This is a genomic window from Caballeronia glebae (assembly GCF_001545035.1).
GTDB classification, from domain to species: Bacteria; Pseudomonadota; Gammaproteobacteria; order Burkholderiales; family Burkholderiaceae; genus Caballeronia; species Caballeronia glebae.
The window spans coordinates 44,585-71,542 of the sequence record NZ_FCOJ02000016.1 but is presented as its reverse complement, the minus strand read 5'-3'; the positions used below and the strand labels follow the sequence as shown (position 1 = coordinate 71,542).

At 63.7% G+C, this 26,958-nt stretch carries 28 protein-coding genes; 18 read left to right on the top strand and 10 right to left on the bottom strand.

Going from position 1 to position 26,958, the window contains the following annotated elements:
• Window positions 1-13: 13 nt before the first annotated feature.
• Complete coding sequence (locus AWB82_RS13525) at window positions 14-1,126, bottom strand: YihY/virulence factor BrkB family protein (protein WP_086967812.1); 1,113 nt, start codon at window positions 1,124-1,126, stop codon at window positions 14-16.
• 435 nt (window positions 1,127-1,561) lie between these two features.
• Between AWB82_RS13525 and AWB82_RS13520 the strand changes: the two genes are divergently transcribed.
• Window positions 1,562-3,367, top strand: coding sequence for a RecQ family ATP-dependent DNA helicase (locus AWB82_RS13520; RefSeq protein WP_086967810.1), 1,806 nt, complete (start codon window positions 1,562-1,564; stop codon window positions 3,365-3,367).
• 377 nt (window positions 3,368-3,744) lie between these two features.
• The gene (locus AWB82_RS38825) at window positions 3,745-3,930 is read left to right on the top strand and encodes a DUF2934 domain-containing protein (protein ID WP_086967808.1); all 186 of its coding nucleotides are present in this window, start codon (window positions 3,745-3,747) and stop codon (window positions 3,928-3,930) included.
• A gap of 63 nt (window positions 3,931-3,993) precedes the next feature.
• Here AWB82_RS38825 and AWB82_RS13510 read toward each other — a convergent pair whose 3' ends face one another.
• The 7 genes from AWB82_RS13510 to AWB82_RS37060 form a co-directional block, all read right to left on the bottom strand.
• On the bottom strand, window positions 3,994-5,229 hold the full coding sequence (locus AWB82_RS13510) for a M20 family metallo-hydrolase (RefSeq protein WP_086967806.1): 1,236 nt from the start codon (window positions 5,227-5,229) through the stop codon (window positions 3,994-3,996).
• Window positions 5,226-6,107 carry an alpha/beta fold hydrolase gene (locus AWB82_RS13505; RefSeq protein ID WP_086967804.1) on the bottom strand — a complete coding sequence of 294 codons (882 nt, stop codon included), beginning with the start codon at window positions 6,105-6,107 and terminating at the stop codon, window positions 5,226-5,228. Before AWB82_RS13505 ends, AWB82_RS13510 begins: the two co-directional genes overlap by 4 nt.
• Before the next feature lie 19 nt (window positions 6,108-6,126).
• Entirely contained in the window at window positions 6,127-7,260 is a 1,134-nt protein-coding gene (locus tag AWB82_RS13500) for a pyridoxal phosphate-dependent aminotransferase (protein WP_086967802.1), read from the bottom strand.
• Window positions 7,261-7,273: 13 nt separating this feature from the next.
• On the bottom strand, window positions 7,274-8,059 hold the full coding sequence (locus tag AWB82_RS13495; protein WP_086967800.1) for a short-chain dehydrogenase/reductase: 786 nt from the start codon (window positions 8,057-8,059) through the stop codon (window positions 7,274-7,276).
• 146 nt (window positions 8,060-8,205) lie between these two features.
• Window positions 8,206-9,522, bottom strand: coding sequence for an MFS transporter (locus tag AWB82_RS13490; protein WP_086967798.1), 1,317 nt, complete (start codon window positions 9,520-9,522; stop codon window positions 8,206-8,208).
• Between the two features lie 197 nt (window positions 9,523-9,719).
• Window positions 9,720-10,382, bottom strand: coding sequence for a GntR family transcriptional regulator (locus AWB82_RS13485; RefSeq protein ID WP_086967796.1), 663 nt, complete (start codon window positions 10,380-10,382; stop codon window positions 9,720-9,722).
• A complete protein-coding gene (locus tag AWB82_RS37060) occupies window positions 10,363-10,713 on the bottom strand; it encodes a hypothetical protein (RefSeq protein ID WP_143756715.1) in 351 nt (116 codons plus the stop codon). Before AWB82_RS37060 ends, AWB82_RS13485 begins: the two co-directional genes overlap by 20 nt.
• Window positions 10,714-11,459: 746 nt before the next feature.
• Here AWB82_RS37060 and AWB82_RS13480 point away from each other — a divergent pair.
• The 12 genes from AWB82_RS13480 to mdcH all read left to right on the top strand — a co-directional run bounded on the left by AWB82_RS13480 (window position 11,460) and on the right by mdcH (window position 21,111).
• Window positions 11,460-11,699, top strand: a complete 240-nt coding sequence (locus AWB82_RS13480; RefSeq protein WP_086967793.1) for a hypothetical protein — start codon at window positions 11,460-11,462, stop codon at window positions 11,697-11,699.
• Window positions 11,700-11,752: 53 nt separating this feature from the next.
• On the top strand, window positions 11,753-12,115 hold the full coding sequence (locus AWB82_RS38270) for a hypothetical protein (RefSeq protein WP_235023274.1): 363 nt from the start codon (window positions 11,753-11,755) through the stop codon (window positions 12,113-12,115).
• A gap of 244 nt (window positions 12,116-12,359) precedes the next feature.
• On the top strand, window positions 12,360-13,487 hold the full coding sequence (locus AWB82_RS13470) for an L-dopachrome tautomerase-related protein (protein WP_086967907.1): 1,128 nt from the start codon (window positions 12,360-12,362) through the stop codon (window positions 13,485-13,487).
• A 243-nt stretch (window positions 13,488-13,730) separates the two neighbouring features.
• Window positions 13,731-15,392, top strand: coding sequence for a malonate decarboxylase subunit alpha (mdcA, locus tag AWB82_RS13465; protein ID WP_086967791.1), 1,662 nt, complete (start codon window positions 13,731-13,733; stop codon window positions 15,390-15,392).
• Window positions 15,392-16,282 carry a triphosphoribosyl-dephospho-CoA synthase gene (locus AWB82_RS13460; protein ID WP_086967789.1) on the top strand — a complete coding sequence of 297 codons (891 nt, stop codon included), beginning with the start codon at window positions 15,392-15,394 and terminating at the stop codon, window positions 16,280-16,282. Before mdcA ends, AWB82_RS13460 begins: the two co-directional genes overlap by 1 nt.
• 9 nt (window positions 16,283-16,291) lie before the next feature.
• Window positions 16,292-16,600: a malonate decarboxylase subunit delta gene (locus AWB82_RS13455; RefSeq protein WP_086967787.1), complete on the top strand. Its 309-nt coding sequence runs from the start codon at window positions 16,292-16,294 to the stop codon at window positions 16,598-16,600.
• Between the two features lie 5 nt (window positions 16,601-16,605).
• A complete protein-coding gene (locus AWB82_RS13450) occupies window positions 16,606-17,457 on the top strand; it encodes a biotin-independent malonate decarboxylase subunit beta (RefSeq protein ID WP_086967905.1) in 852 nt (283 codons plus the stop codon).
• Window positions 17,454-18,269 (top strand): biotin-independent malonate decarboxylase subunit gamma, encoded by an 816-nt coding sequence (mdcE, locus tag AWB82_RS13445; RefSeq protein WP_086967785.1) that lies wholly within the window; start codon window positions 17,454-17,456, stop codon window positions 18,267-18,269. Before AWB82_RS13450 ends, mdcE begins: the two co-directional genes overlap by 4 nt.
• Before the next feature lie 59 nt (window positions 18,270-18,328).
• Window positions 18,329-18,724, top strand: a complete 396-nt coding sequence (madL, locus tag AWB82_RS13440; RefSeq protein WP_061118520.1) for a malonate transporter subunit MadL — start codon at window positions 18,329-18,331, stop codon at window positions 18,722-18,724.
• 14 nt (window positions 18,725-18,738) lie between these two features.
• Complete coding sequence (madM, locus tag AWB82_RS13435; RefSeq protein ID WP_086967783.1) at window positions 18,739-19,506, top strand: malonate transporter subunit MadM; 768 nt, start codon at window positions 18,739-18,741, stop codon at window positions 19,504-19,506.
• 19 nt (window positions 19,507-19,525) lie between these two features.
• Window positions 19,526-20,176, top strand: coding sequence for a malonate decarboxylase holo-ACP synthase (locus AWB82_RS13430; protein WP_235023273.1), 651 nt, complete (start codon window positions 19,526-19,528; stop codon window positions 20,174-20,176).
• Window positions 20,173-21,111, top strand: a complete 939-nt coding sequence (gene mdcH / locus AWB82_RS13425) for a malonate decarboxylase subunit epsilon (RefSeq protein ID WP_086967780.1) — start codon at window positions 20,173-20,175, stop codon at window positions 21,109-21,111. The genes AWB82_RS13430 and mdcH overlap by 4 nt, the downstream gene beginning before the upstream one ends.
• Window positions 21,112-21,115: 4 nt before the next feature.
• On the opposite strand, the gene AWB82_RS13420 is transcribed toward mdcH, so the two are convergent.
• A complete protein-coding gene (locus AWB82_RS13420; protein WP_086967778.1) occupies window positions 21,116-22,030 on the bottom strand; it encodes a LysR family transcriptional regulator in 915 nt (304 codons plus the stop codon).
• 175 nt (window positions 22,031-22,205) lie between these two features.
• Window positions 22,206-23,114 carry a LysR substrate-binding domain-containing protein gene (locus AWB82_RS13415; RefSeq protein ID WP_086967776.1) on the bottom strand — a complete coding sequence of 303 codons (909 nt, stop codon included), beginning with the start codon at window positions 23,112-23,114 and terminating at the stop codon, window positions 22,206-22,208.
• 102 nt (window positions 23,115-23,216) lie between these two features.
• On the opposite strand from AWB82_RS13415, the gene AWB82_RS13410 reads away from it, so the two are divergent.
• Genes AWB82_RS13410 through AWB82_RS13395 form a run of 4 tightly spaced genes read left to right on the top strand, consistent with a single transcriptional unit; the run spans window position 23,217 to window position 26,948 of the window.
• A complete protein-coding gene (locus tag AWB82_RS13410; protein ID WP_086967774.1) occupies window positions 23,217-24,362 on the top strand; it encodes an NAD(P)/FAD-dependent oxidoreductase in 1,146 nt (381 codons plus the stop codon).
• On the top strand, window positions 24,346-24,648 hold the full coding sequence (locus tag AWB82_RS13405; RefSeq protein ID WP_086967772.1) for a (2Fe-2S)-binding protein: 303 nt from the start codon (window positions 24,346-24,348) through the stop codon (window positions 24,646-24,648). Before AWB82_RS13410 ends, AWB82_RS13405 begins: the two co-directional genes overlap by 17 nt.
• Window positions 24,648-26,105 carry an FAD-dependent oxidoreductase gene (locus tag AWB82_RS13400; RefSeq protein WP_407642997.1) on the top strand — a complete coding sequence of 486 codons (1,458 nt, stop codon included), beginning with the start codon at window positions 24,648-24,650 and terminating at the stop codon, window positions 26,103-26,105. Before AWB82_RS13405 ends, AWB82_RS13400 begins: the two co-directional genes overlap by 1 nt.
• Before the next feature lie 48 nt (window positions 26,106-26,153).
• Window positions 26,154-26,948 carry an ABC transporter substrate-binding protein gene (locus AWB82_RS13395; RefSeq protein WP_086967768.1) on the top strand — a complete coding sequence of 265 codons (795 nt, stop codon included), beginning with the start codon at window positions 26,154-26,156 and terminating at the stop codon, window positions 26,946-26,948.
• Window positions 26,949-26,958 lie beyond the last annotated feature (10 nt).

The following is a 26,958-nucleotide window of genomic DNA, read 5'->3' as shown; positions in this document are numbered from 1 at the left end:
CAGCAGACGATCTTCACGGTTTCCTGTCGGTCGGACGATGTGTGCTCCTCGTGAAAACAAAGAGGCCCGCGCCCGCCGCCGCGATAGCGAACCGGCTCGGATTGGCCTTCACGGCGTTGATGCCCTTCGCCAGAAGCTTCGTCCACATCGACCCGACCGGTTCGACGGAGCGCATGACCGGTGCAGGAACCACGGCGTCGTTGGCTGCGGGGATAACCTGCGCCCGCGTCGGTTTCGCCGGCATCGCGTCCGACGACGGTTCCGGCTCACGTTCCGCGCCCCCCTCGCGCGCTTCCACCCGCGAGGCCGCTGCTTCCGCGCCCAGCAGCAAGACGGCAGCGGCGAAATACAGCCACATCAGCAGGACAGCGAGCGAGCCTGCCGCGCCGAACGCGTTAGCCGTTCCCGCGTGTGTCAGATAAACGGCGAAGAGCTTCTTGCCTACGGAGAACAGCACGGCCGAGATGGCGCCACCGACCAGCGCATCGCGCCAGGGCACATGACCATCCGGCAGATATTTCAACAACGCCCCGAAAGCACCGCAAAGAATCACAAGCCCGAGCACGAACTGCACGATGTCGCCGACGATGACGAGCGGCGAATCGCCGAACACCCATTTCCCGGCGGCCTGCACGGCGGTGTCGAGCACCAGCGAGACGACCAAGAGGAACGCGACGCCCATGACGAGGCCGAAGGAGATCAGCCGGACCTTGACGAGCATGGCGACGCCCGATTCCTTCTTGGCGCCCTTCGGCCAGATTATCGACAGAGCAGTGTTCAACGAAGAAAACGTGGCGGAAGCCCCGACCGCCAGCAGCACGAACGAAAGCACCGCTGCGATGCCGCTTCCACCGCTCTGGTGCGCGTGCGCGACGATCGCCTGGACGCTTGCGGCTGCATCCTTGCCGAGCATGCCGCTGATCTGTTGAAAGAGCTGTCCGCGCGCCGCCTCGGCGCCGAACACGAGACCGGCCACGGCAATCACCATGACGAGAGTCGGCGCGAGCGAAAAAGCCGAATAGAACGCGATGCTCGCGGCCATGGGCGCACCGCGGTCCGCACCGAAGCGTTTGAAAGTGCGAACGGGCCAAGCGAAGGCACCGCCCATCACTGTGTTGACGTTCATAGCTGTCTCCCGGAGAGTCGTGCGGCTTATGAAGCATTGACAGTGCCCGCCGTCGGCTTCGTGTCAGCGCAGCTCGTGCCCGCACATTCCGCCGGCCACCGGGAGGACCCAATGTTCGCCTTGGGCGTACGTCACGACGCGCGCCCCCTCTTCCATGCGCGCTTGAGCAGATCACGAGAAAGGCGCTCACCGTGTTCGCGAGACGGAGCGAGAACGACCGGCGATTCCCGTTGCTTCTCTCGCTCGTCCACGCCGGGCGTCGAGCCGAAAAAGTAAGCAACGACGCGATGGCATAGCCGTTGCTTCGACATTGCGCCAAGACTTAGGGCGACAGGAGCTTAAGCGACGCTCCAGCGTCCCTCCCGGTCGTCCTCGTCGGCGGAACGCAGCTAGTTCCTCGATAGCGGCTTCGTGTAACTGCACCCTCTCGCAACTATGAACAACGATCAAAAGACGCTCAGGCGACCCCGCAGACCGCTAGACAAGGAAGTGGAGACTGCCCTACGGAGCGTGTTCGGCTTTCCGAGCCTACGGCCGGGGCAGGAAGAAGTCATTCGCAGTGTGCTCGAAGAGCACGACACGTTGGCAATCATGCCGACGGGCGCCGGGAAGTCACTCTGCTACCAGTTGCCTGCGTTGCACTTTGACGGGATGACGCTCGTCGTGTCGCCACTGATTTCGCTGATGCGCGATCAGGCCGCCAAGCTCACCGAAGCCGGGATTGCAACGAGGGTGCTCAACAGCACCCTATCGGCAAGCGAGGAGCAGGAGGCATTACGGGCCATCGGCGACGGCGCGATCCGCATCCTCTTCGTCACCCCCGAGCGCCTTGTAAGTGAAGAGTTCGGGTCGATGCTCACCTCTGAGGGCATGCCCGAGGTGCCGCTTGTCGTCATCGATGAAGCGCACTGCATCTCGCAATGGGGACATGACTTCCGGCCCGCGTACGTCGAATTGATTCACGCGGTGAAAGCCATCGGGCATCCTCCCGTGCTTGCGCTGACTGCAACAGCTACGCCTTCCGTCGCCGCCGACATCGTGCGCGAATTGCAAATGCGACAAGCGAGCGTCATTCATACCGGCGTGTATCGAGACAATCTGCAGTTTGCCGTCGAGCAGATGACCAATCTCGAAGATCGACGCAAGCGCGCGATCGAACTGGCGAGCACGATAGAAGGCAGCGGTATCATCTATTGCGCGACAGTGGCAGAGTGCGATGCACTGCATGCATTGCTCGTGGATGCGGGCGTGAGCGCCGAGCGGTATCACGGCAAACTGGCAGCGAATGCGCGCTCGGAGGCGCAGGATGCGTTCATGGGAGACCGCGCACGCGTGATGGTGGCGACCAACGCGTTTGGCATGGGCATCGACAAACAAGATATCCGCTTTGTCATTCATGCGCAGATGCCGGGGAGCCTCGACGCCTACTATCAGGAGGCGGGCCGTGGCGGGCGCGATGGAGAGGCGGCACGTTGCATTCTCCTGTTTGAACTGAAAGACAAACAGGTTCAGCAGTTCTTCCTTGGCGGACGCTATCCGACGGCTGAAACAATCCGACGCATAGCTGAAAAGGTGCAGGCACTTGCATCGGAAAGCGAGAGCAAGACACTGGAAAAACCCGTCGAGCGCTTGGGTGAAGCGTTGCCGAACGTGGGCATCAACAAGGTTCGCGTCGCGCTAACCCTACTCAACGATTTGGGCATGACCCGTCGCACGCGCAAAGGCCACCTGAAACTGATCGACGACGGCGCCGTAATTGCGAAGATCGAGGATGCTGCCGCGCAGTACGCGTCGCGCGCCCAGCGCGATCAAGCGGTGCTCGACCGCATGATCCGATATGCGCAAAGCGCCCAGTGCAGATGGCGAACGGTACTCGACTACTTTGCCCTGGACGTCGACGACGCCGGATCGCAGCAGTCATTGCGCGGGTCCTACACGTCATATCGGAAGCCGACCGACGAGCTCGGCGCGGCGCGCTGTGGCACGTGCGACAACTGCCTACATCCGCCGACAGTGCAGGACAGCTCGCTTGAAATCCAGATTCCTGCGCGTAAGGATAAAAAGGCGCCACTCTTCGGTGTCGGCGATATCGTTCGCATGCGCCGCTATGGCGAAGGCACGGTCGAGATGGTGAGCGGGGATCGTGTCGCCGTGCGCTGTGCGGATGACGAGACGCGCACGTTTATTTCTCGCTACGTGAAGCGTGTCTCGTCGCCGGAAACAGCCGGTGAACCTCGTTAGACCGGAAGGATCTTCGCCCTCAGCAACCTCATCGGGCTGGAACTAACGTTGTCGACTGCCGCGCGGGACTGCGCACTAGCTGGAACAACGACGATCGACGTGATCGAGGCATTCGTTCGGCGCGACAGCGACGCTTTTGACGACGGCGATCGGCGATGTGGTTGCGCCGCCCGGATGTCGTGCGCATCGTAATGCGCGAAGCAGTGCGTTCACGTGCGATGACTTCGCGCAGCGGCCCGCCCTGCACGTAGAGCGTCGTCGCGTACACGGAAAGCCGCTTGCATCGACAAGGCAGCGCTCGCCGCGGTGACGAGTGCTATTGGCAAAGATTAGTCGGGACGGTTTCAATAATTGACACCGCAGCAAGGAGATCGGCGATGCACATATTGGCCACGGAGGAGCAGATTCGCGCGCTTGCTTATCGGCTGTGGGCGGAAGCGGGCAGCCCGCAAGATCGCTCGGACGAATTCTGGCTTCTTGCGCAGCAGAGGCTTGCGAGCGAACCCGGAATGGGGATTCCAAAGGCAAGCGAGAGAGAAGACATGCCACCGGAATCAGTATGACCCTTGGTCGATGCCAAGAGTCGCCAGATCGATCGACTCTCGACGCGCCAAATCGAACGACCTCTAAACCGCAAGCTCGCTTAGCACATCCGCGAGCACCCTTGCGCCCGCTGCCAGATCGGATGACGACGTGTATTCGGTTTCGCAGTGAGTGCGGCCGAGATGCGACGGCACGAAAATCATCGCAGACGGGCACACGTAATGGAGATAGCGCGCATCGTGACCCGCCGTCGATAGAATGTCCCGATGCCGCAAATCCAAACGCAATGCCGCATTGCGTACCAGGGCGCGCATCGGCTCCGGAAAATCGAGCGACATCGCAGACGACAGCTCCGTCACGCGCACCGTGCACACGCCCGCGTGCGCCTCGCAGATCGGCGCGATCCGGTCGCCCAACGCGAGCAACACGTCGGAATCCGGATGACGCAAGTCGATGGAAAAATCGACCGAACTCGGCACGACAGACGGAGCACTCGGTTTCACGTCGAAGCGCCCGACCGTGAATTTCACGATGTCCTCGTCATCGCGCATCGCATCGGCGAGCGCCTGCACCATCGCGATGGCGGCGAGCAGCGCATCCCTGCGCTCGGCGCGCGTCGATGTCCCCGCGTGCGCAGCCTCGCCGTCCACACGCACCGTGAAGGTACGCTTGCCCTGAATGCCGCTCACCACGCCGATGGTGAGCCCCTCGTTCTCCAGATGCGGACCTTGTTCGATATGCGCCTCGACATACGCCGACACGCGCTCTCCCAGCGCACGTTCGGGCACGTCGCGCAGGCTCTCGCGTACCTCGGCGAGCGCTTGCTTCACGCTCACATTGTGTTTGTCGACGACGGCGAGCGTGGCATCGAGCGCGCGATTGCCGGCGAACACGGCCGAGCCCATCATGCCCGGCGCGAATCGCGATCCTTCCTCGTTCATCCACGCGACGATATCGATCGATACGCGCGGCTTCACGCCCGATGCGAGGATCGCTTCCACAGCTTCGAACGCCGCCAGCACGCCGAACACGCCGTCGAACTTGCCGCCGGTCGGCTGGCTGTCCAGATGCGAGCCGGACAGCACGGGCGGCGCGCCCGTGTCAGCGCCTTCGAGCCGCAGAAACAGATTGCCGATGGCATCGATCGACGGTTTCAGGCCGAGCGTCTCGCCCCACTGCACGAGCTGGCGCTGCGCCGCCGCATCCTCCGCCGACAGCGCCTGGCGATTCACGCCGCCGTTCTCCGTTGCGCCGATACGCGCCATCGCCGCGAGCCGTTGCGCAAGGCGTTTTTCATCGACGTACGTACTGGCGCTCATGACGTCTTCATGATTTGTGCCGCCACGGCGCGCGGATCGCGCGGCAGCCAGCGGTTCTGTTCGACCATCGCGAGAAATTCGGCGATGTGCTGATTGAAGAGCGCCGGCTCTTCGAGATTCAGCGTGTGGCCCGTCTTCGGCATGACGACGAGTCCGCTCGCGGGCACTGTGCGCTTCAGGAAGATGCCGGGCTGCAGACAGTGATCGTCCTCATCGCCGACGACGACGAGCGTGGGCACCGTCATCGCTTTCAGGCGCGCGTCGAGGTCGTAGATGGACGGACGTCGCGCCTGCACGCCCCGCATCGTCAGCGCGGAACCGCGCGCCGAATGCTCGCCGAGCATCGTCGCGAATTCGAGCCAGCCGCGCGGGTCCTTTACCTGAAACGCAATGCGCGATGCCGCGAGCGAATACGTCTTCGCGAACTGCGGCGCGCCTTGCGCTTCGAACTGCTTCGCGACTTCGAGCGACACTTCGCGGAAGTAGTCCTCGAACTCTTTTTCCGCGCCGTAGCCGGCGCCCGCGACCACCAGCGAACGCGCGCGATCCGCGTAGTCGAGCCCGAAATGCAGCGTCGCGAAACCGCCCATCGACAGGCCGACGATATGCGCGCGATCGATCTTCAGCGCGTCGAGCACGTCGCGGATATCGCGCGCGGCGATGGCCTGCGAATACTGCTCGATATCGTCGGGCACGTCGGACGGCGTATAGCCGCGCGCCGCGAACGCGATGCATCGATAGCGCCGGCTGAAGTAGCGCATCTGCGGTTCCCAACTGCGCAGATCGCCGCCGAATTCGTGTACGAACACGATCGGCGCGCCCTCGCCCGCTTCCTCGTAATACAGCTTCACCTCATCCGATGTCGTCAGATACGGCATGTCCAGTCCTCGTCGAAAGTCAGAATTGATTCGCCGGTTCCTTGATCGAACGCGCGCGCTCGACCATCGACGGCAGCAACTCGCAGAAGCAGTCCGCCCACGCTTCGGGCACCGTCAGGCTCACCTTGACGAAGCGATGCCCGAACTGCTTAGTGTGATACGCGCCCTGCCGGATCATCACGCGCTCTTTCTGGAACGCTTCGACGAGCGCTTCGGGCGTGATGCCCGCGCCGATCGTTTCCACCACGAGCAAGTTCGCCTGCGACGGAAACACCGGCACGCTCAGTCCTTCGACGTTTTTCGCCGCTTCGACGACAGCCGCCTGGTTGCGTCGCTGGCGCCGGTTGATCTCGGGAAACCATTCGCTCTTCGTGCGCAATCCGGCGATAGCCGCGCGCTGCGACAACACGTTGCTGCCGAGATTGTTCGGCGGCGCGGACGCGAACCGCTCGATCAGGTCCGGATGCGCGATCACCGCGCCGAGCCGCATGCCCGCGAGTCCCAGCCACTTCGAAAAGCTATACGTGACGATGGTCTTCTCGGGATAGAAGCGATACGCCGGCGTGAAGTTATCCGCGAATTGAAAGTACGTCGCATCGTGGATGAAGTACGCGCCGACCGAACGCGCGATCTCCGCGAATTCGCGAATCTCGTCTTCGGTATGGCAGGTGCCGAGCGGATTGTTCGGATCAACGAGATAGATAACGCCCGTGTTTTCGTTGACCGCCGCGCGCAATTGCGCCGGCGTGAGCTTGTAGTTCTGTTCCGGCGAATAGATCGGCAATTCGATCACGCGCGAACCGGCGCGCGCGGCGAACTGCATCGGCCACGCCCAGCTCGGATTCGTCGTGACGAAATCCTTGCCCGCTTCGCAGATGTTGCGGCACACGTTGTACAGCGCTTCGACGGCGCCGTCCGTAATCATCACGGAGGCATCGGGCAGGCCGATGTCCTCGCGGATCAACCGGCGCAATTCCTCGAAGCCGAGCGGCGGCGCGTAGGCGTGATACTCGCCGCCGTCGAGCGCGTCGATCACGGCCTGACGCACGGCCGGATGCGGCTCGAAGTGGTTGGTGTTCTGACCGAGCCACATCAGTCCTTCGCTGTTGCAGAGGCGGTCGAAATAGGCGTTGCGTTCCTCGAACTGGCGCATGTCGGCGGCTCCTTCAGATGATCGAACGGCGCGATGCAATGCCGCCGTCGATGGTGACGACCGTGCCCGTGATGTACGCCGCGCGCTCCGACGCGAGCCACACGATGAGATCCGCGACTTCCTCGGCCTTCGCCGCGCGCTTGCCCGGATATTTGTCGAAGAGTTCCTCCCAGCGGCTCTCGTCGTCGTACCAGTCGAGCGCTCGCCGCTTCATGAGCTTGACCATGCGATCGGTCGCGACCGGCCCCGGATTCACGCCGACCACGCGGATGCCGTCGTCCAGCGCCCAGCCGCCGATCGCGCGCGTGAAGGCCATCATCGCGGCATTGCCGGTTGAACCGATGATGTAGTTCGCGTCCCAGTTTTCGCCGGAATTGCCGATGTCGTTGACGATCACGCCGCTCCCGCGCTGCTTCATCGACGCATATAGTTCGCGCGTCAACGTCACGTAGGAAAAGATCTTCATGTCGAGGCTCGCGCGCCATTGCTCGTCCGTCATCTTGTCGAGCGGGCCGGGGCTGGAATCGGCAGCGTTGTTCACCAGGATGTCGGCGTTAGAACAGGCGCGCGCGAGATCGATGGCGTTCTGCGTGACGGACAGATCCGTCGCGTACACGTGCACGCGCGTGCCGTGCCGGGTCGCGATTTCGTCCTGCGCACGATGCAGCGCGTCGGCGGAGCGCGCCGCCAGATGCAGCTCCTCGATGCCCTCCGCAGCAAACGCCCACGCCGTCGCCAGCCCGATTCCCTTCGACGCGCCGGTGATCAGCGCCGACTTGCCCTTGAAGTTCAGTTCCATGTAACCCCCTTTTATGTATCTATAAAGTCACTGTACGAATACATAAAGTACCACGCAGAAATACAAAAAGACCATCTTCGCAAATAAAAAAACGGCATGCGTGGCGGCATGCCGTTTCCTTCTCGAACGATGAGAACGCGTTTGAATCAGCGATTCACGAGCTTGGCCGGTATCAACAGGATCATGGCCGCGCCGACGACCAGCACGCCGCCGGAGACGTACATCGCGATCACGGATGTATGCGTGAGGTCGCGCAGCCAGCCGATTAAATACGGACTGACGAATCCCGCGAGGCCGGCGAAAGCGTTGATCGCCGCGATGCCCGCCGCCGCGCCGGTTCCCGCGAGAATTGCGGACGGCAGCGCCCAGAACAGCGGCCCAGGCGTGAGCACGCCCGCCGCCGCGAGCGACAGGCCGACGAGCGCCAGCGGCACGTTCGACCCCGACGACGCCGTGATCGCGTAGCCGGCTGCGCCGATCAACATGGGCACGATCAGATGCCAGCGGCGCTCGCCGGTACGGTCCGAGTTGCGCCCGAACGAGACCATCGCGACGGCGCCGACCGCGAAAGGAATGGCCGACAGTACGCCGATTTTCAGCGCGCCCGACACGCCGGACGCCTTGATGAGCGTGGGCATCCAGAACGTCAGACCGTACTGACCCATGATCACGCAAAAGTAGATCAGCGCCATTAGCAGCATGCGCGGATCGCGGAACACCTGGCCGACTGTTTCGGAAATGCGCGCGTGGCGGTTGCCGGGCGTATCGAGCGCATCCGAAATCAAACGGGCCTCCTCACGCGTGAGCCAGTTCGCATCGGAGGGCCGGTTCTTCAGATAGAAGAACGCCACGATACCGAGCACGAGCGACGGCACCGCTTCGATGAGAAACAGCCAGCGCCAGCCGGAATGCCCGTGCGCACCGCTGAACGCCTCCAGAATCCAGCCCGACAACGGCCCGCCGATGATGCCCGCGAGCGGAATGCCGACCATGAAAATGGCGAGCACATGTGAGCGGCGCCGCGCCGGATACCACTGCATCAGATACAACACGACGCCCGGATAGAAGCCCGCTTCGGCCGAACCGAGCAGAAACCGCAGCACGTAGAACTGCGTCGGTGTCTGCACGAAGAAGAACGCGCCCGAGATGAGCGCCCACGTCACCATGATCCGCGCGATCCACGCCTTCGCGCCGACACGCTGCATCATCAGATTGCTGGGCACCTCGAACAGAAAATAGCCGATGAAGAATACGCCCGCGCCCAGTCCGTAGATGGTTTCGCTGAATTGCAGGTCGCTCAGCATCTGCAGCTTCGCAAATCCGATATTCACGCGATCCAGATACGCGGCGACGTAGCAGAGAATCAGGAAAGGGATGAGCCGCAGCGTGACTTTCCGGTACATGCGGTCTTCGATTTTTTGCGCTTGCCCTACGTCGCTCGCGGCATGCAGCGTGTCGCTCATCGCCTGCTCCTTGCGTTGGCTTCGGCCGGTTTTGTCGGTGGAAACCCGGCTTTTTGTATTTCGAGTCCGGGTTCTTTGTATCCAGATAATACCGATCCAAAATACAATGCAAGGATATTTTCAAAAAGCGGAGGTGCGAGGGCGCGCCGTGCGGTGACGGCGAGCGGCGCTTAACGGTTCAGGTGGACGAGCCGCGCCTATTCGATGACCTCGGCCGGTTCAGGGAACAGGGCGATGAAATCGAGCATTTGCTCGCCGAGCAGATTGACGTGCGCGGACATAGCCTTGGCGGCCGTGTCGCCGTCGCCGCGCTCGATGGCGGCGATCACCTGCTCGTGTTCGTCGACCGTATCCAGACGACGCCGAACCTTTTGCGTGACCATCTTGCGATAGATCGACACGCGGTTACGCAGGCCGCGCGTCTGGTCTGCGAGGAATTCGTTCTGGCTCGCCTCATAGACGAGTTCGTGAAAGCGGCGATTGATCTCGTAGAAGCTGTCGACCTGGTCGGCATCGAGCGCGCCGCGCAGTTCGACCTGCGTATCGCGCAGCCGCGCTATTTGCTGCGGCGTTGCACGGCGCGCGGCGAGGCGCGCACACAGGCCTTCGAGTTCGGCCATGACCTGAAACATTTCGAGCAGCTTGCGTGCCGAAAGTGCGGCGACCGTTGCCGGCTGGCGCGGACGCATGGTGACGAGCGCTTCGGACGCAAGTTGGCGCAGCGCTTCGCGAATCGGCGTGCGCGAGCATGCGAAGCGCTCCGAGAGTTCCGTTTCCTCCAGCCGCGAGCCGGGCGGCAGACGGCCAGAAAGAATTTCGCTCTCAAGCGTCGTCAGAATTTCATCCGCTCGCGTGGTCATGTGTATCTCCCGGCCCGATGCTTGTATTTTCTAAGGCGACAATTGTCGCATGGGTCAGGCGGGGCTCGACGTTGGAACGGATGTGTTCCAGCGCGTCAAGAATGATGTCTTCGAGTTCGTGTTCCTGCGCACGGGTAAGCGGCGCGTATCGAAACGAGGCATGTGACGAGCGTCGCAAGCCCAACGGGGTATCTGTCGCTGCGCCGATAATCTGTCCTGTGCCGTGGCTTTTGGATACTCCAAACATGCGTCGATGGCTGGCGGCTTTACGTATGAAAATATTGAAAGACGCAACCGCGCTCTCCCGATTCTCCGTTACTCCTAGGTTCATTCTTTTCTTTCTAAATAAGAACCTTTTCGAAACTGACGGCGAAAACCGTCGAAGCTCAGTATTCCGTATCGCGAATAATCAGCATCGACGCGAAAACCGCGCGACTGAAACCGGCTAACTCGTAAGTAATCTCTACCTAAAATAACTCGAACGATCGGATTTAATCGAGCGATCTGCTGTAAACCCTCATTAATATGCGAACGACTGGCATGTTTCAATAGTGCAAAGGCTGGACACGCAGCGCGGAGGCCCGAAGGTCCCGAGGATGAAGAGCACTACACCGCGGCGCCCGCGCTTGCGCCGGCATCAACGCACTCTGCACCGGCTAAGAGAAAAGCGGTGTGCGCCAAAGCAATCGCAATAGACGACTTTCTAGCTTATTGGCGATTCAGCCCATGAACGTATATGAGTTACAGCGAAAAGAGCTTTTACACCTTGAGGCGGTTGTGGCCCATCTCGAAACGTTGAGAAACGATGGTCCATTCGACGCCGGTGGCATTATTTATAGTGCCGCATATTGGAGATCGCGGGTGTTCGCGGTTTGCGGCTCGAATCCTGAGCCCGATATCGAAGCGAGAACGCGCAGACTTTTAGCGCGTTTACCAGTGCTTGTTGCCGATTGAAAAATCACCCGTCGGCCAAGAAAACCTGAGAGAACGATGAATAGTGAGAACAACATCCGTCTTGGACGAAACGCACCAAATGCGACTACTCGGTCGGAAACACAACCCTTTTGGCATAAATCGATGACCACTAGCATCTTTTATCACCGCGGGGCAGCGTTCGAGCCTCTTTGTACTCGCGTGGGCAGGGCCTACGTTGCGACCGCCTCGATTCTCGAAGAGGACGGCAATTCGACGTCGCTCGGCGAACTCGGCGTGTTTGCGAATAAAGATGGCGCATTGAATTTCGCCGTTCGATGCGCTACCGCATTCATTGATGGCGACGACATGCCGTTGCCACCGTTTCAGATCGCTTCTCATTAGGCGGTTTGCTGCGCCCGCGCGTCCTCGGCGTCGCCTTACCAACGAATTAGCGAATGGAACGGCTTCCAAAAAGGCATTTGCAATCGCCGACGAATGCGTTGGAAGTTCGAAACCCGACTGCTTGTCCGGCAGGTGTATTCCGATTGAAGAAGGGAGGTCTCGTGCTTCGTCCGACGACGTACAAACTGAAATACAAGCGCCGACAAGGTTTGCAGCGCACGTACGATATAACGGTCACTGTCGTTCAATACGAATCGGGAGTTTTCAGGTACCAGTCGTGGGTGCATTTTGCCCGTGAATTCAAGGGCAACGGTCTCGTGTATCCGCTGAGCGCGAGAACGCCCGAGCTGGCAGCAGCCGAAGCGCGAGCACGAATCGAAGGCCACATCGAGACCCTCGCCGGGCTCAAGGAGTAAGGAGCGCCTGCTTCGGACTCCAATGCCGCGAACTACCGTGCTGTTGCAACGCGTGTGTGAACGGGTGCTCGACGCGTTTCGGCATGCGTCCACACATGTGGCCGTAGGCGCTCGCCGCGACGCGATCAGCGCCGCGCAAAGGCGCGATCCGACGAAACCCGAAGGCATGACGCGCGACACTGCCTGACCGGTCGCCACGGCATCGCAATTGCTGAGATCGCACATCGCCATCTCGGAGCCGATCATGAGACCGCTCGCCAGGACCATCCTCGCCTTGAGCCTCGCCGCCTTTACGCAGTCGTGCGTCGCACAGGAGAGCGCCAGCAAGTCCAATCGACAGGGCGATGGCGCGAAACTTCAACTCATCGCGACGTTCGAACATCAGGTCACCGGCGTCACTGTGACGCCAGACGGCCGCACGTTCGTCAACTTTCCGCGCTGGACGGAGGATGCGCCGATATCGGTCGCCGAGCTGGGCAGCGCTGGCGATCTGCGGCCTTACCCCGATGTCGATTGGAATAGCTGGCGCAACGCCCGCCGCGACGAAGTCACGCCGCAGGATCATTGGGTGTGCGTTCAATCCGTCGTCGCCGACAAGCGCGGCAACCTCTGGGTGATCGATCCCGGTGCGCCTGCCCAATCGCTCGTCGTGCCCGGTGCGCCGAAGCTCGTGCAAATCGATCTGGCATCGAACCATGTTGCACACGTCTATGCGTTCGATGAAACCATCGCGCCACAGGGCAGCTATCTCAACGACGTGCGCATCAGTCCCGATGGCCGCTTTGTATACATCACCGATTCCGGCGTGCGTGGCGCGATCGTCGTTGTCGATACGACATCGGGCGCCGCGCGGCGCGTGCTCGACGGCGACCAGAGCACGCAGGCCGACAAGAGCGTCACGGTGAAGGTCGACGGCAAGCCGCTGCAACAGACGGACGGCCGGCGCGTGAGCTTCTCGGCGGACGGCATTGCGCTGACGCCGGATGGGCGCTATTTGTACTGGCAGGCGGTCAAGGGCAAGACGCTCTATCGCATCGCGACCGACGCGCTGCAGAACGCGCAACTGAGCGCGCAGCAGGTTTCGGCGCGCGTTGAACCGGTGGGTATCGATGGTCCCGCGGACGGCCTCTTGTTTGACGAGCGCGGGCGGCTTTATGTGTCGTCGGTAGAACATCACGCGATCCGCGTGCGCGATGGCGAGCGCATTTCCACACTCTTGCGCGATAAGCAACTCGTCTGGCCGGACACATTCTCGCAAGGAGCGGACGGCACGATCTACGTCACCGATTCGCGGATTCCCGATATGAGCTGGTTCGACCCGCAAAGCCCCATCGCGCTGCCGACACGACTCTACGCAATCAGGGGACGTTAGGCGCAGGACGACGCGGATGGGCCAAACGCTTTCTCGCCTTAAATCGGTGTTAACACGCATCCGCGCGGCGACGAGGGAAAACCCCCGGCGGCCGGATTTCGGCGCCATTGCCCCGTCCGGCGCGGCAGACGGGCATTCCCTTCGACAGTTCGTTACCCTGGTGATAACGATTGCATCCTCAAGGTGATTGAAGGCACGTCCCCCGCTCCCTAGACTCGCCTCAAGTCCTGAGCGAGAGTCCACATGTCCAGTCAAAGTCAGTCCTCATCCCGTTGGGCCACGCGCCGCGCGGACAAACATCGCCGGCTTGCGCGAGTCGCATCGATCGCGGATGGCATGGTGCTGCCCACCGAGCGCATCGTCGATGTCCTGCAAGCGCTCGTCGCCCCGGGCGATCGCGTGGTCGTCGAGGGGAACAACCAGAAGCAGGCGGATTTTCTTTCGCGTTCGCTCGCGAAAGTCGATCCGGAAATCGTCCACGACCTGCATCTCATCATTCCGAGCGTGAGCCGCGCGGAGCATCTCGATCTCTTCGAACGCGGCATCGCGCGCAAGCTCGACTTCGCGTTTGCCGGCGCGCAAAGCCTGCGCATCTCGCAGTTCCTTCAGGACGGCATCCTTGAGATCGGCGCGATTCATACCTACATCGAACTGTATGCGCGGCTCTATGTGGACCTGACGCCGAACGTCGTGCTGTGCGCGGGCTACAAGGCGGATCGCGAAGGCAATCTTTATACCGGTCCGAGCACCGAGGACACGCCCTCGCTCGTCGAAGCCGCGGCGTTTCGCGACGGCATCGTGATCGCGCAGGTCAACGAGATCGTCGACGATCCGAAAGACCTGCCGCGCGTCGATATCCCCGGTTCGTGGATCGATTTCGTGGTGCAGGCCGACAAGCCGTTCTTCATCGAGCCGCTTTTCACGCGCGATCCGCGCCTCATCACGCCGATCCAGGTGCTGATGGCGATGATGGCGATTCGCGGCATCTACGAAAAGCATCAGGTGCAGTCGCTCAATCACGGCATCGGCTTCAACACCGCCGCAATCGAACTGATCCTGCCGACCTACGGCGAGAAGCTCGGTCTCAAGGGCAAGATCTGCCGGCACTGGACGCTCAATCCGCATCCGACGCTGATCCCCGCGATCGAAACCGGCTGGGTCGAGAGCGTGCATTGCTTCGGCGGCGAGCTCGGCATGGAAGCGTATGTCGCGCAACGTCCCGACATCTTCTTCACCGGCCGCGACGGTTCGATGCGCTCCAATCGCACGATGTGCCAGCTCGCCGGGCAATACGCGGTGGACATGTTCATCGGCTCGACGCTGCAAATGGACGGCGTCGGCAATTCCTCGACGGTCACGCACGGGCGGCTCACCGGCTTCGGCGGCGCGCCGAACATGGGCCACGATCCGCACGGCCGGCGGCACGCCACGCCCGCATGGCTCGATCTGCTGCAAACGGACAGCCCGCTCGAACGCGGCCGCAAGCTCGTCGTGCAGATGGTCGAGACGTTCCAGGCGGGCGGGCAGCCGACCATCGTCGAATCGATCGATGCCGTCGAAGTCGGCCGCGAGTCCGGCATGCCGCTCGCGCCCGTCATGATCTATGGCGACGACGTCACGCATGTGCTGACCGAGGAAGGCATCGCGTATCTCTACAAAGCGCGTTCGCTCGAACATCGCAAGGAGATGATCGCGGCCGTCGCGGGCGTCACGCCGATCGGACTGAAAAGTGACGCGAGCAAGCTCGCCGCGCTGCGTCGCGATGGCTTCGTCGCGCTGCCTGAAGACCTCGGCATCCATCGCAGCGAAGCGAGCCGGTCGCTGCTCGCCGCGAAAAGCATGGCCGATATCGTCGACTGGTCGGACGGGTTGTACGAACCGCCCGCACGCTTTCGGAGCTGGTAATGCGCGAGAACCTCGCTATGAATACGGCGCGGCCGTTGCGCCACGCGCCGGATCTGGTCGAGCGTTTCGGCGCGCTCGTGGTGGAAGCGCTGATCGACGAAGTGACGCTCGCGCCGAAGCCCGGCCTCGTCGATATCCGCAGCCGCGGCGCGCATCACGATCTCGACTGGAAGCTGATGTGCGTATCGGCGCTCGCGTTGCAGCCGACCTTCATCGAGATGGCGCGTGCTGGCGTCGAAGCGGAACCGATGCTCGCGCTGCGTGAACGTATCGGCGCAATCGGGCGCGACGGCGAAGCGCGCATGCTCGATGCGACCGGCGGCGTGAATACGCATCGCGGTGCGATCTGGGCGCTCGGTTTGCTCGTGACCGCCGCTGCACGCGAACCGTTGGATCTCGCGCCGCAAGCGGTCGCCGCGCGCGCCGGATCGATTGCACGCGTGCAAGATCGCCACGCCCCGGCGATCACCGGCAACAAGGGCGAGCAGGCGTGCCTCGACTACAACGTCGGCGGCGCGCGCGGACAGGCGCAGGCCGGTTTTCCGCATGTCGTGGATGTCGCGCTGCCGGAACTCGTGCGTTCGCGCTCGCGTGGCGACAGCGAAACGGCTGCGCGCCTGAACGCACTGCTCGCCGTGATCGCAACACTCGACGACACCTGCGTGCTCGCGCGCGGCGGACCGAAAGCGCTCGCCGAAATGCAGCGCGGCGCACGGCGCGTATTGGAACTAGGCGGCGCGGCGGCGCTCGCGGGGCGCCGCGAACTGAAAGCTCTGGACCGGCGTCTCGTCGAACTGCACGTATCGCCCGGTGGCGCCGCCGACCTGCTCGCCGCAGCCCTCTTTCTCGACCGGCTTCGAGGCGAAGCCAATCATCCGTCGAACGCATAGGAAACACTCATGGAAACCATCGTCCTCGAATTCCCGGCAGGGCAGCCCGCGCAAGGTCGCGCGCTCGTTGGTGTCGTCGCCTCGGGAGACCTCGAAGTGCTGCTCGAAGCAAACTCGGCGAATCGCACGGTCGTGAACATCACCACTTCCGTCGACGGCAAAGGTCGCCTCTGGCACGCCGTGCTCGAACGCATTTTCGGCGACGGATCGCTGCCCGCCGCGAAGCTCGAAATCAACGATTCGGGCGCGACGCCCGGCGTCGTGCAGATGCGCATCGGGCAGGTCTTCGAACAACTGAACTCAACCGGCGGAGCGTGAAGATCATGGATACACAGCAACTGCTCGAACGCCAGAGCTTCATCGAGCTCGATGCGCGCAGCCGCGCGAAAAAGCTCCTCGACCAAGGCACGTTCAGCGAACTGCTCGACCCGTTCCAGCGCATCACGTCGCCGTGGCTCATGCGCCAGGGCATCGTCACGCAAGCCGACGACGGCATGGTGGTCGCGAAAGGCACCATCGACGGGCAGCCCGCAGTCGTGCTCGGCATCGACGGTGGATTCCAGGGCGGCAGCATGGGCGAGGTGTCGGCGGCGAAGATCGCGGGCAGCCTCGAACTCGCCGCCGAGGACAACCGCAACGGCATCCCGACGCGCGCCGTCATCCTCTTCGAAACGGGCGGCGTGCGCTTGCAGGAAGCCAATCTCGGGCTCGCGGCGATCGCGGAGATTCACGCGGGCATCGTCGACTTGCGGCGCTACCAGCCGGTGATCGGCATCACGGCCGGTCCGATCGGCTGCTATGGCGGCATGTCAATCGCAGCGGGCCTGTGCAGCTACCTGATCGGCACCCGCGAAGCGCGCCTCGGACTCAACGGCCCGGCGGTCATCGAACAGGAAGCGGGCATCGCGGAATTCGATTCGCGCGACCGTCCGATGATCTGGAGCTTCACCGGTTGCGAGCAACGGCATCGCACGGGACTGGTCGATGACTACGTGGCCGACGACGCCGATGCGATTCGCGCGGCCGTCATCGACCTGTTTCGCGCGGGGCGGCCGAAGGCATGCCGCAGCGAACGCGTCGCGGGCTTCCTGACGCGGCTTTCCGAGGTCGATCCGGGCGTGCAGGCCACGCCGGATCAGGCAGCCGCCATCTACGGCAAGGGGTTTCAGTCATGAGCACACAAGAGCTTTCGAAGCGCGGCGCGGTATGGCTCGACGCGCTCACGTACAGCGCGCCGTTGCAGCCCGGCTATCCGCCGTCCGTGCGTGTCGCCGATGCGCAACTGGGCGATCATCGCGCGCGTTTTATCGCCGTGGTGCCCGATCCGGATAACCCGTTCCCGCGCGCACGCAGCGGCGAGGTCGGGCTTGTCGAGGCGTGGGAACTTGCGCGGGCGGTGCGCGATGTCATCGAGGCCGACAAGGAGCACGACGAGAAGCGCGCAATCGTAGCGGTCATCGATGTCGCGAGTCAGGCGTATGGACGGCGCGAGGAAGCGTATGGCATTCATCAGGCGCTCGCCGGCGCCGCCGATGCTTACGCGAGCGCACGGCTCGCGGGTCATCCGGTGATCGGACTGATCGTCGGGCGCGCGATGTCGGGGGCGTTTCTCGCGCATGGCTATCAGGCCAACCGGCTGATCGCGCTCGCCGATTCGCAGGTCATGGTTCATGCGATGGGCAAGGAATCGGCCGCGCGGGTCACGCTGCGCTCGGTCGCCGATCTCGAAGCGTTCACGGCGCGCGTACCGCCGATGGCCTACGACATCGACAACTATGCGTCCCTCGGCCTGCTGTGGAAGCTCCTGAGCGTGAGCGATGCCGATGCGCCCACCCGCGCCGATCAGACGGCCGTCGAGCAGTCCCTGCAAGCCGCCTTCGACGACATCCGCCGCGACCCGTCGCGCGGGCTGGAAAGCCGGCTCGGCAGCGAGCATCGCGCGGCCTCCGCGACGGTGCGGCGCAAGTTGCGGGAGCAGTGGCGCTAGAACTCGCCTTGGACAGCGGCTCGCTAGAAGCCAAATAAATTCATTAATGGAGACACGAAATGATCATCTACGGAACCGCCCTTCTGGCGTTCTGCCACCTGGCAGGACTATTTCTCGGCGATTTGCTCGGCGTTGCCATCGGCGTGAAGACGAACGTCGGCGGCGTCGGCATCGCCATGTTGCTGCTGATTTTCCTGCGCCTCTATCTGCACAAGAAGGGCTGGCTGCCGAAGGAGACCGAAGCGGGCGTGGGCTTCTGGGGCGCGATGTACATCCCCGTCGTCGTCGCGATGGCCGCGAACCAGAACGTCGTCGCCGCGCTCAAGGGCGGTCCCGTCGCGCTGCTGTCGGCGCTGGGGGCTGCGGCTGTCTGCGCGGGCTGCATCGCCGTCCTTTCCCGCACCGGTCACGACAGCACGTCGTTCGTGAACGCCCCGCACCTCGAAGAAATCTGAAGCAGGAGACCGTCATGCTGCATATGCTCGACAAGATTTTGATCCAGAACGGCCTCGTCACCGCGTTCTTCCTCGTGGGCCTCATCATGTGGGTGTCGTCGCTGATTTCGCGCAAGCTGACGTTCGGACGCGTGCATGGATCGGCGATCGCGATCGTGATCGGCCTCGTGCTCGCTTACTTCGGCGGCGCGTTCACCGGCGGACAAAAGGGTCTCGCGGACCTGCCGCTTTTTACCGGCATCGGCCTGATGGGCGGTGCGATGCTGCGCGATTTCGCCATCGTCGCGACCGCGTTCGAAGTGCAGGCGACCGAAGCGCGCAAGGCGGGGCTCATCGGCGTGGTATCGCTGCTGCTCGGGACGGTGCTGCCGTTCATCGTCGGCGCGAGCATCGCGCATGCGTTCGGCTACACGGATGCGGTCAGCATGACGACCATCGGTGCGGGCGCGGTCACGTATATCGTGGGTCCCGTGACGGGCGCGGCGATCGGCGCGAGCTCGGATGTGATCGCGCTCAGCATCGCGACGGGCCTCATCAAGGCGATCATCGTGATGATCGGCACGCCGATCGCGGCGGGCTTCATGGGGCTCAAGACGCCGCGTTCCGCGATGATCTTCGGCGGCCTGGCCGGGACGGTGAGCGGCGTCAGCGCGGGGCTGGCCGCAACCGATCGGCGGCTCGTTCCCTACGGCGCGCTGATCGCGACCTTCCATACGGGCGTCGGCTGCCTGCTCGGGCCCTCGCTGCTGTTCTTCGCGACCAAGGCGCTGATGGGCGCGTGATGCGTCCGAGAGACATATCGTGTCCACCACCGAAGAAGTCATCCGCCCGCACGACCTGCTGTGGATCGGAACGCCGCAAGACATCCGCTCGATATCGGACGTGCCCGCATGGGCGTCGCCCGAGTGGCTGTCGATCGCGCCGCTCGTCGTGCGGCGCGAGACGGTTGCCGAACATGGCCTCGTGCCGGTCGGGATTCGAGGGCGCACACGCGGCGAGCGCTTCGCGGCCTTCGTGGCCCGCGAGCGCATCGTGCGGCGCGTGACACCCGAGGCGCTCGCGCGGGCGCGCGGCTGGCGAACACACGTCGCGCTCGCGGATCTTCCCTGCATGCGCGCGCTTGATCGCATCGCGCCCGAACTCGACCGGCTCCGGTTGACCTGGGGCATTACCGGCAGCGTCGGCTTTGCGCTGGCAAGCGGCGTGAGCACGCTGCGACAGGACAGCGACCTCGACCTCCTGTTGCGTGCCGAACGGCCGTTGCCGCGAGAGGAAGCGCAGGCGCTGCTGTCACTGCTGCAAGCCGGGCCCGCGCGCATCGACATGCAGGTGGACAACGGCCACGGCGGCTTCGCTCTGGCGGAGTGGGCCGGCAAGACGAACCGCGTTCTGTTGAAGACGGGAAGCGGTCCCGTGCTCGTCGCCGATCCTTGGGCGCCTGACGCATCATGAGCGTGCTATTCACGTTTCCGGGCCAGGGCTCGCAGCGCGCCGGCATGCTGCATGCGCTGCCCTCTCACGCGGAAGTCGCCCGCACACTCGACGAAGCCAGCGACGTGCTCGGCTACGACGTGAAGTCCATCGACGACGCGTCAACGCTCCGCTCCACCGTCGCCGTGCAACTTTGTCTGTTGATCGCGGGCGTCGCTCAGGCGCGCGTCATTCAGGCCCACGGATACGAGCCCGACATGGTGTCGGGACTTTCGATCGGCGCGTATCCCGCCGCCGTGATCGCCGGCGCCCTCGCCTACTCCGACGCCGTCAGACTCGTCGCCTTGCGCGGCCAGTTGATGGAGCGCGCCTATCCGGGCGGCTACGGCATGACTGCGATCGTCGGCATGACGCAACGAGCGCTCGAACGGCTGATCGCGCAAGTGAGTAGCGGCGCCGAACCCGTCTTCCTTGCAAACATCAACACGGAAACGCAGATGGTCGTCGCAGGCAGCGATGCCGCGATGCAGCGTCTGTCCACGCTTGCAATCGAGCAAGGCGCGCAACGCTGCGAGCGTCTCGATGTCGCGGTGCCGTCGCATTGCGCCCTGCTCGACGCGCCCGCGGCGTCCCTCGCCGATGCGTTCTCACAGGTCGACGTCCGTGCGCCGGGCGTCGTCTATCTGAGCAGCAGTGCGGCGCGGCCGCTGTTCGACGGCGCGCGCATCGCCGCCGATCTTGCCGGCAATATGGCGCGGCAGGTGCGCTGGCACGACACGATGAGACTCGCGTGGGAGCGTGGCGCGCGCCTCGCGATCGAGATGCCCCCGGCAAATGTCCTGACGCGAATGGCCAGCACGATTTTCACCGAAGGCGTCGCGGTGAGTTGCAGCGATACTTCGCTGCCGGACCTCGGCGCGCTCGTCGACCGCGAACGGGCACGCGACGAACGGTGAAGCGTCAGTCGGCGCTTCTCGTGCGCAGCCGGCAGACGGCCATCAGCGCGAGCAGATTCGGGTCGCGCTCACGCGCGCGCAGGAAGCTGACGCCGATCGTCTGGCGCATCAGGTATTGCGGCTTGAGCGGAATGAATTGCACCTTGTCGCCGAAGACGCCGCGCACGCGCCCGGGCAGGAGCGTGTAGCCGACCCCACCGCTCACCAGGTTCATCAGCGAGAAGATATCGCCGGTTCGCATTGTCACGTTGGGCGTAAAGTCCGCGACGCGAAATGCCTCCACGAAGCCGTGATAGGTCGCAAAGCCCTCGCCGAGCGAAACGAACGTCTCGTCGCGGCAGTCGCGCAGGTCAACGGCCTCCTGATTCGCGTAGGCGGACCCAGCCGGAGCGGCGAAAAAAATGTCGTCCTCGAAAAGGGGGATGGATTCGACCTCGGGTTCGGCATCCGGCACCGCCATCAGCGCCGCATCGATTTCGCCGCGCTTCAGTTTGTCGAGCAGCTCGACATTCGGACCGAGCACCAGTTCGACGTGAAGTGTCGGCCTGCGCACCTTGATATCGACGACGATGCCCGGTACGGTTTTTATGGTCAGCGAGTACAGCGAGCCGATCTTGAGCCGGTCTGACGAATAACCCGCGGCCTCGCGTGTCGCACGAATGCCGTCGGACATCAGCGTCATCACCTCTTGCGCGACATCGGCGAGCATCTGCGCCGCTTCGGTCGACTTGAGATTGCGGCCCTCATGGCGGAACAGCGCGCATCGCACGCCTTGCTCAAGCGAGTGCAGCGCGCGGTGCACGCTGACCGTGCTCACGTTCAGCGCCTCGGCCGCCTTCGCCAGATTGCCGGTCTCCATGAATGCGAGCAGGACTTCGAGCTTGCGGAAGGTGATCTCATCGTCGATTCGGTCACGCATCTTGGGTCATCGAGTAGTCGAAATGCTCGATTATCGCCTCGTGAGCGTGCCGGACGAATAGCGTTTATCCCTCGACGCTCTGTTGTCATGGCGTGCTCGAAAGCGCGCGTGCCACTAAAAAACAGGGACGGTTCGCGGCGTGCAGAGTCTTTGAGAACCGCGCGATCGGTCGCTTTCACCCGTCAGCGATAACCCGCCCGAACGCCTCCTTCACCTCCGCGCAAAACGCATGGGCCACGACCGGCATTGGCAGCGAAGCATTCGTCACGATATAAAAATGATCCGGCACGGCGGGCTCGAACGGCTTTACCGCCACACGTTGCCGTGCGTAGGCCGCAGTTACAGGGTCGATCAGCGCGACGCCCGCGCGGTTCGCGACCAGCGCCACGATCGCCTGCGATAGCTGCGCCTCGATCACGAGATCGCGGGTCACGCCCGCTTCCACGAAGACCCGGTCGATGGCGCTGCGGGCATCGAAGCTCTGCGGGAACGAGATGAAGCGCTCGCCGCTCAAATCGCCCGGAGCCAATATCGCGCGCCGTGCCAACCGATGCCCGCGCGGCACGATGCATCGCATGACGGCGTTCGCGAGACGCTCGCTCTTTACCGCGGGATGCGGAATCGGCTCGGCGATCAGGCCGACGTCGCACTGGCCCGACGCGACTTTCTCCACCACCGTGGTCGCGCTATGCGCGAGCAGATTCACATCGATACCCGCATGCCGCTCGACGAAACGCGCGATCACCGCCGGCAGCAGATCGAGAGCCACGGCGGGCGATCCCGCCACGCGCAGCGAACCGCGCCGCATCGCACGAATCTGCTGCGCCGCCTGCGTGATCCGATCCATTCCGACGAACGCGCGCTCCACTTCCTCGAATAGAACGCGCGCTTCGGCGGTCGGTGCGAGCCGTCCCTGCTGCCGCTCGAACAGCGCAAAGCCAACACGACTTTCGAGATCGGCGATAAGCCGGCTCACGGCAGGCTGCGATATGTGCAACGACGCAGCGGCGCGCGTTACGGTATGTCGAAGCATAACGGCGCGAAAGGCTTCGATCTGGCGGATTTTTAGTTCGGATGGGTCCATAACATTGGATTATAGGCGACCGAAAACTCGGTATTTGACGGCGATTTTTGCACCGTCCACAGTCGGTCCTCAAACCGCAAAAACAGGCAGGAAACGCATTCGATGCAGTACAAGCAAGCCTATAACACAGCACGCAGCTTCGATATCGTGGTGGCGGGCGGCGGGCTCGTCGGGATGGCCATCGCCTATGGGCTCGCGCGCGCGGGCAAGCGCGTGGCCGTATGCGATGGCGCGGACTCGGCGCATCGCGCCGCACGTGGCAATTTCGGGTTGGTATGGGTCCAGGGCAAGGGCGGCCGATGCCTGCCGTACGCGCAGTGGTCGCGCGAATCGTCGGAGCGCTGGGGCGCCTTCGCCGCGCAGTTGCAGCGCGAAACGGGCGTCGATGCGGGCTTCGAACGGCCCGGCGGCATCGAATTGTGTGAAACCGCCGAACAGCTCGAAGCCGGCAGGCAATTGCTCGAATCGATCCGCGCGCAGGACGCGTCGCTGACCTACGAGGTGCTCGATATCGACGCGCTCAAGGCGCGAGTGCCCTCGGCATCGAACGGATTGGCGGGCGCGCTCTATTCGCCGCACGACGGCCACGCGAGTCCGCTCTACACGCTGCGCGCCATGCAGCAAGCCTTCGCGCTGCACGGCGGCACGTATCTGCCGCACACCGAAGTGCGCGAGATCCGCCCTCACGCGGGCGGCTTCGACATCGATACTTCGAACGGCACGCTGCAAGCCGGGCGCGTCGTGCTCGCCGCCGGCCTCGACAATAAGCGCCTCGCACCGATGGTTGGCATGCACGCGCCTATCACGCCCTTGCGCGGCCAGATCATGGTGACTGAGCGGCTCGCGCCGTTTCTCGACTATCCGACGCTGGTCGTGCGGCAGACGCGCGAAGGCTCGGTCCTGCTCGGCGATTCCGCCGAACACGTCGGCTTCGACGACGGCCAGACGCGCGCCGTCATGGCCGATATCGCGCGGCGCGCACGCACGGCGTTTCCGGTGCTGGCGCACGCGCGCATCGTGCGGGCATGGGGCGCGCTGCGCATCATGACGCCGGACGGCTTGCCGGTTTATGAGGAATCGGCCGCCTGTCCGGGCGCGTTCCTCGCCATCTGTCATAGCGGCGTGACGCTCGCCGCCGCGCATGCGGACGTTATCGCGCCGTGGATCGCGGGCGGCTCGCGGCCCGCGATTCTCGATCCCTTCGTCGCCACCCGTTTCTCGAATTCGACCGATGCTCACGCACTTTGAACCGCTCGCTACCACGTCGACGCCGACGGTGCGCATCGACATCGACGGCACGCCACGGCGTGTGCCGCGGCACTACACGGTTGCGGCGGCGCTGCTCGAAAGCGGCGCGCTCGCCTGCCGGACCACGCCCGTGAGCGGCACGCCGCGCGGACCGTTCTGCATGATGGGCGTGTGCTTCGACTGTCTCGTCGAAGTCGATGGCATACCGAACGTGCAGGCGTGCATGACGCGCGTGAGCGAAGGCATGCGCGTGCGCCCGATGGCGGGCAAGGCGAGGCTCGCATGATGCAGTCTCCGACGAAAACAAAATGCGATTTGCTGATAGTCGGCGCGGGACCGGCGGGCATGTCGGCGGCGATCGAAGCGCGCCGCGCGGGTCTCGATGTCATCGTCGCGGATGAAGGCGAAGCGCCTGGCGGACAGATCTATCGCCATGCCGCGCAGTCTCCGCTCGCCGATGCCCACGTGCTCGGCGAGGACTATCTTGCAGGACGCACGCTGATCGAGCGCTTCGAAGCCAGCAATGCGAAATCTCTTTCGCGCAGCGTCGTGTGGCAGGTCGCGTTCGAAAACCGCCACGCCGTCGCGATGCTCACGCGCCGCGCGCAAGGCGCGGAACGAGGCGGCACGCTCGACGTCTCCGCGCGTGCAGTGCTGGTCGCGACCGGCGCGCAGGAGCGTCCGTGGCCCGTGCGCGGCTGGACCTTGCCGGGCGTGATGGGCATCGGTGCAGCGCAGACGCTGCTCAAATCGTCGGGGCTCGCGCCGTCACAGGATGCCGTGCTCGCGGGAAGCGGGCCGCTGTTGTGGCTGTTCGCATCGCAGTTGCTGAATGCGGGGCGGCGTGTTCGCGCCATCGTCGACACGACGCCGCGCGATGCCTGGCGCGCCGCGCTGCCGCATGCATTGCCCGCGCTCGCCGGCGCCGATTATCTTCTCAAGGGCCTGCGCATGATGCACGCGGTGAAGCGCGCGGGCGTCCCGATCCATCGCGCGGCGAGCGCGTTTTCGATCGAAGGCCAAGACCGCGCCGAACGCGTGCATTTCGTCGATGAACACGGTACGCCTCGATCGATCGACACCCCGCTCGTGCTGATTCATCAAGGCGTGATTCCGTCGACGCAACTGCCCCGCTCGCTCGGCTGCGAACATGAATGGGACGCTGCGTCCGCATGCTGGCGTCCTCGAACCGACACGCGCGGACGCAGCAGCGTCGCGCAAGTGTGGATCGCGGGCGATGGCGCGGGCATCGGCGGCGCGAAAGCCGCTGCGCACGCGGGCACGATCGCGGCGCTCGATATCGCACGCGAACTCGGCGCGCTCGATGCGCCATCGCGCGATACACGCAGCCGCGCCGCGCTGCGTGCGATGAAGCGGCATCTCGCCGTGCGCCCGTTGCTCGATGCGCTCTACACGCCGCCCGCCGCGCTGCGCCGTCCCGCCGACGACGTGACCGTGTGCCGGTGCGAAGAAGTGACGGCAGGCGAGATTCGCGCGATCGCGGCGCTCGGCTGTCAAGGGCCGAACCAGATGAAGGCGTTTTCACGTTGCGGAATGGGCCCGTGTCAGGGCCGATGGTGCGGCGCGACCGTCGGCGAACTCATCGCGCAAGTGCAGAAACGCGCGGTCGGCGATGTCGGTTACTACCGCATCCGTGCGCCGATCAAGCCGGTCACGGTCGATGAAATCGCCGACTCCATCGCACTCGATGACGACTTCACGCGCGGCGAATTTCCCAGCTGATTGCATCCATCAAAGACGAAACGAAACCTCACCACACACGGAGCCCTTATGAAGACCTCACGCGCAAAGACGATGCTCACCGCCGCCGCGCTCGCCCTGATGGCCGCGAGCACGATGGCATCGGCCAAGGAATGGAGCACGATTCGCGTCGGCGTGGACCCGACTTATCCGCCGTTCGAATCGGTCGCGAAGGACGGCCAGGTGCAAGGCTTCGACATCGATCTCGGCAACGCACTGTGCGCGAAGCTCAAGGCGAAGTGCGTGTGGGTGCAAAGCAGCTTCGACGGCCTGATTCCCGGTCTGCAGGCGCGCAAGTTCGACGTGATCCTGTCGTCGATGGCGGCAAATGCGAAGCGTCGCGAGCAGATCGATTTCACTGAGCGGCTGTATCGCAACCAGACGCGTCTGATCGCGAAGGACAGCGCGCATCTGCTGCCCGACGCATCGAAGCTCGCGGGTAAGCGCGTGGCGGTCGAGCAAGGGACGGTGCAGGAAACGTATGCACGCGAGAAGTGGGCGTCGTCGGGTGTGGACGTGGTCGCGTATCCGAGCTACGACCAGGCATATGCCGATCTGAGTGCGGGCCGCGTCGATGCCGTGTTGATGGATGCCATTCAGGGCAAGCTCGGCTTCCTCGCGACGCCTGCCGGCAAGGGGTTCGCATTCGCGGGCGATGTGGTGTACGACGCGAAGATCATGGGCGATGGCGACGCCGCTGGTGTGCGCAAGTCCGACCCCGAACTGCGTGATGCGCTCAACGGCGCGATTGCGGCGATCCTGCACGACGGCACGTATCGCAGGATCGAGGCGAAGTACTTCGATTTCGACATGTACGGGAAGTAACACGCGCTAC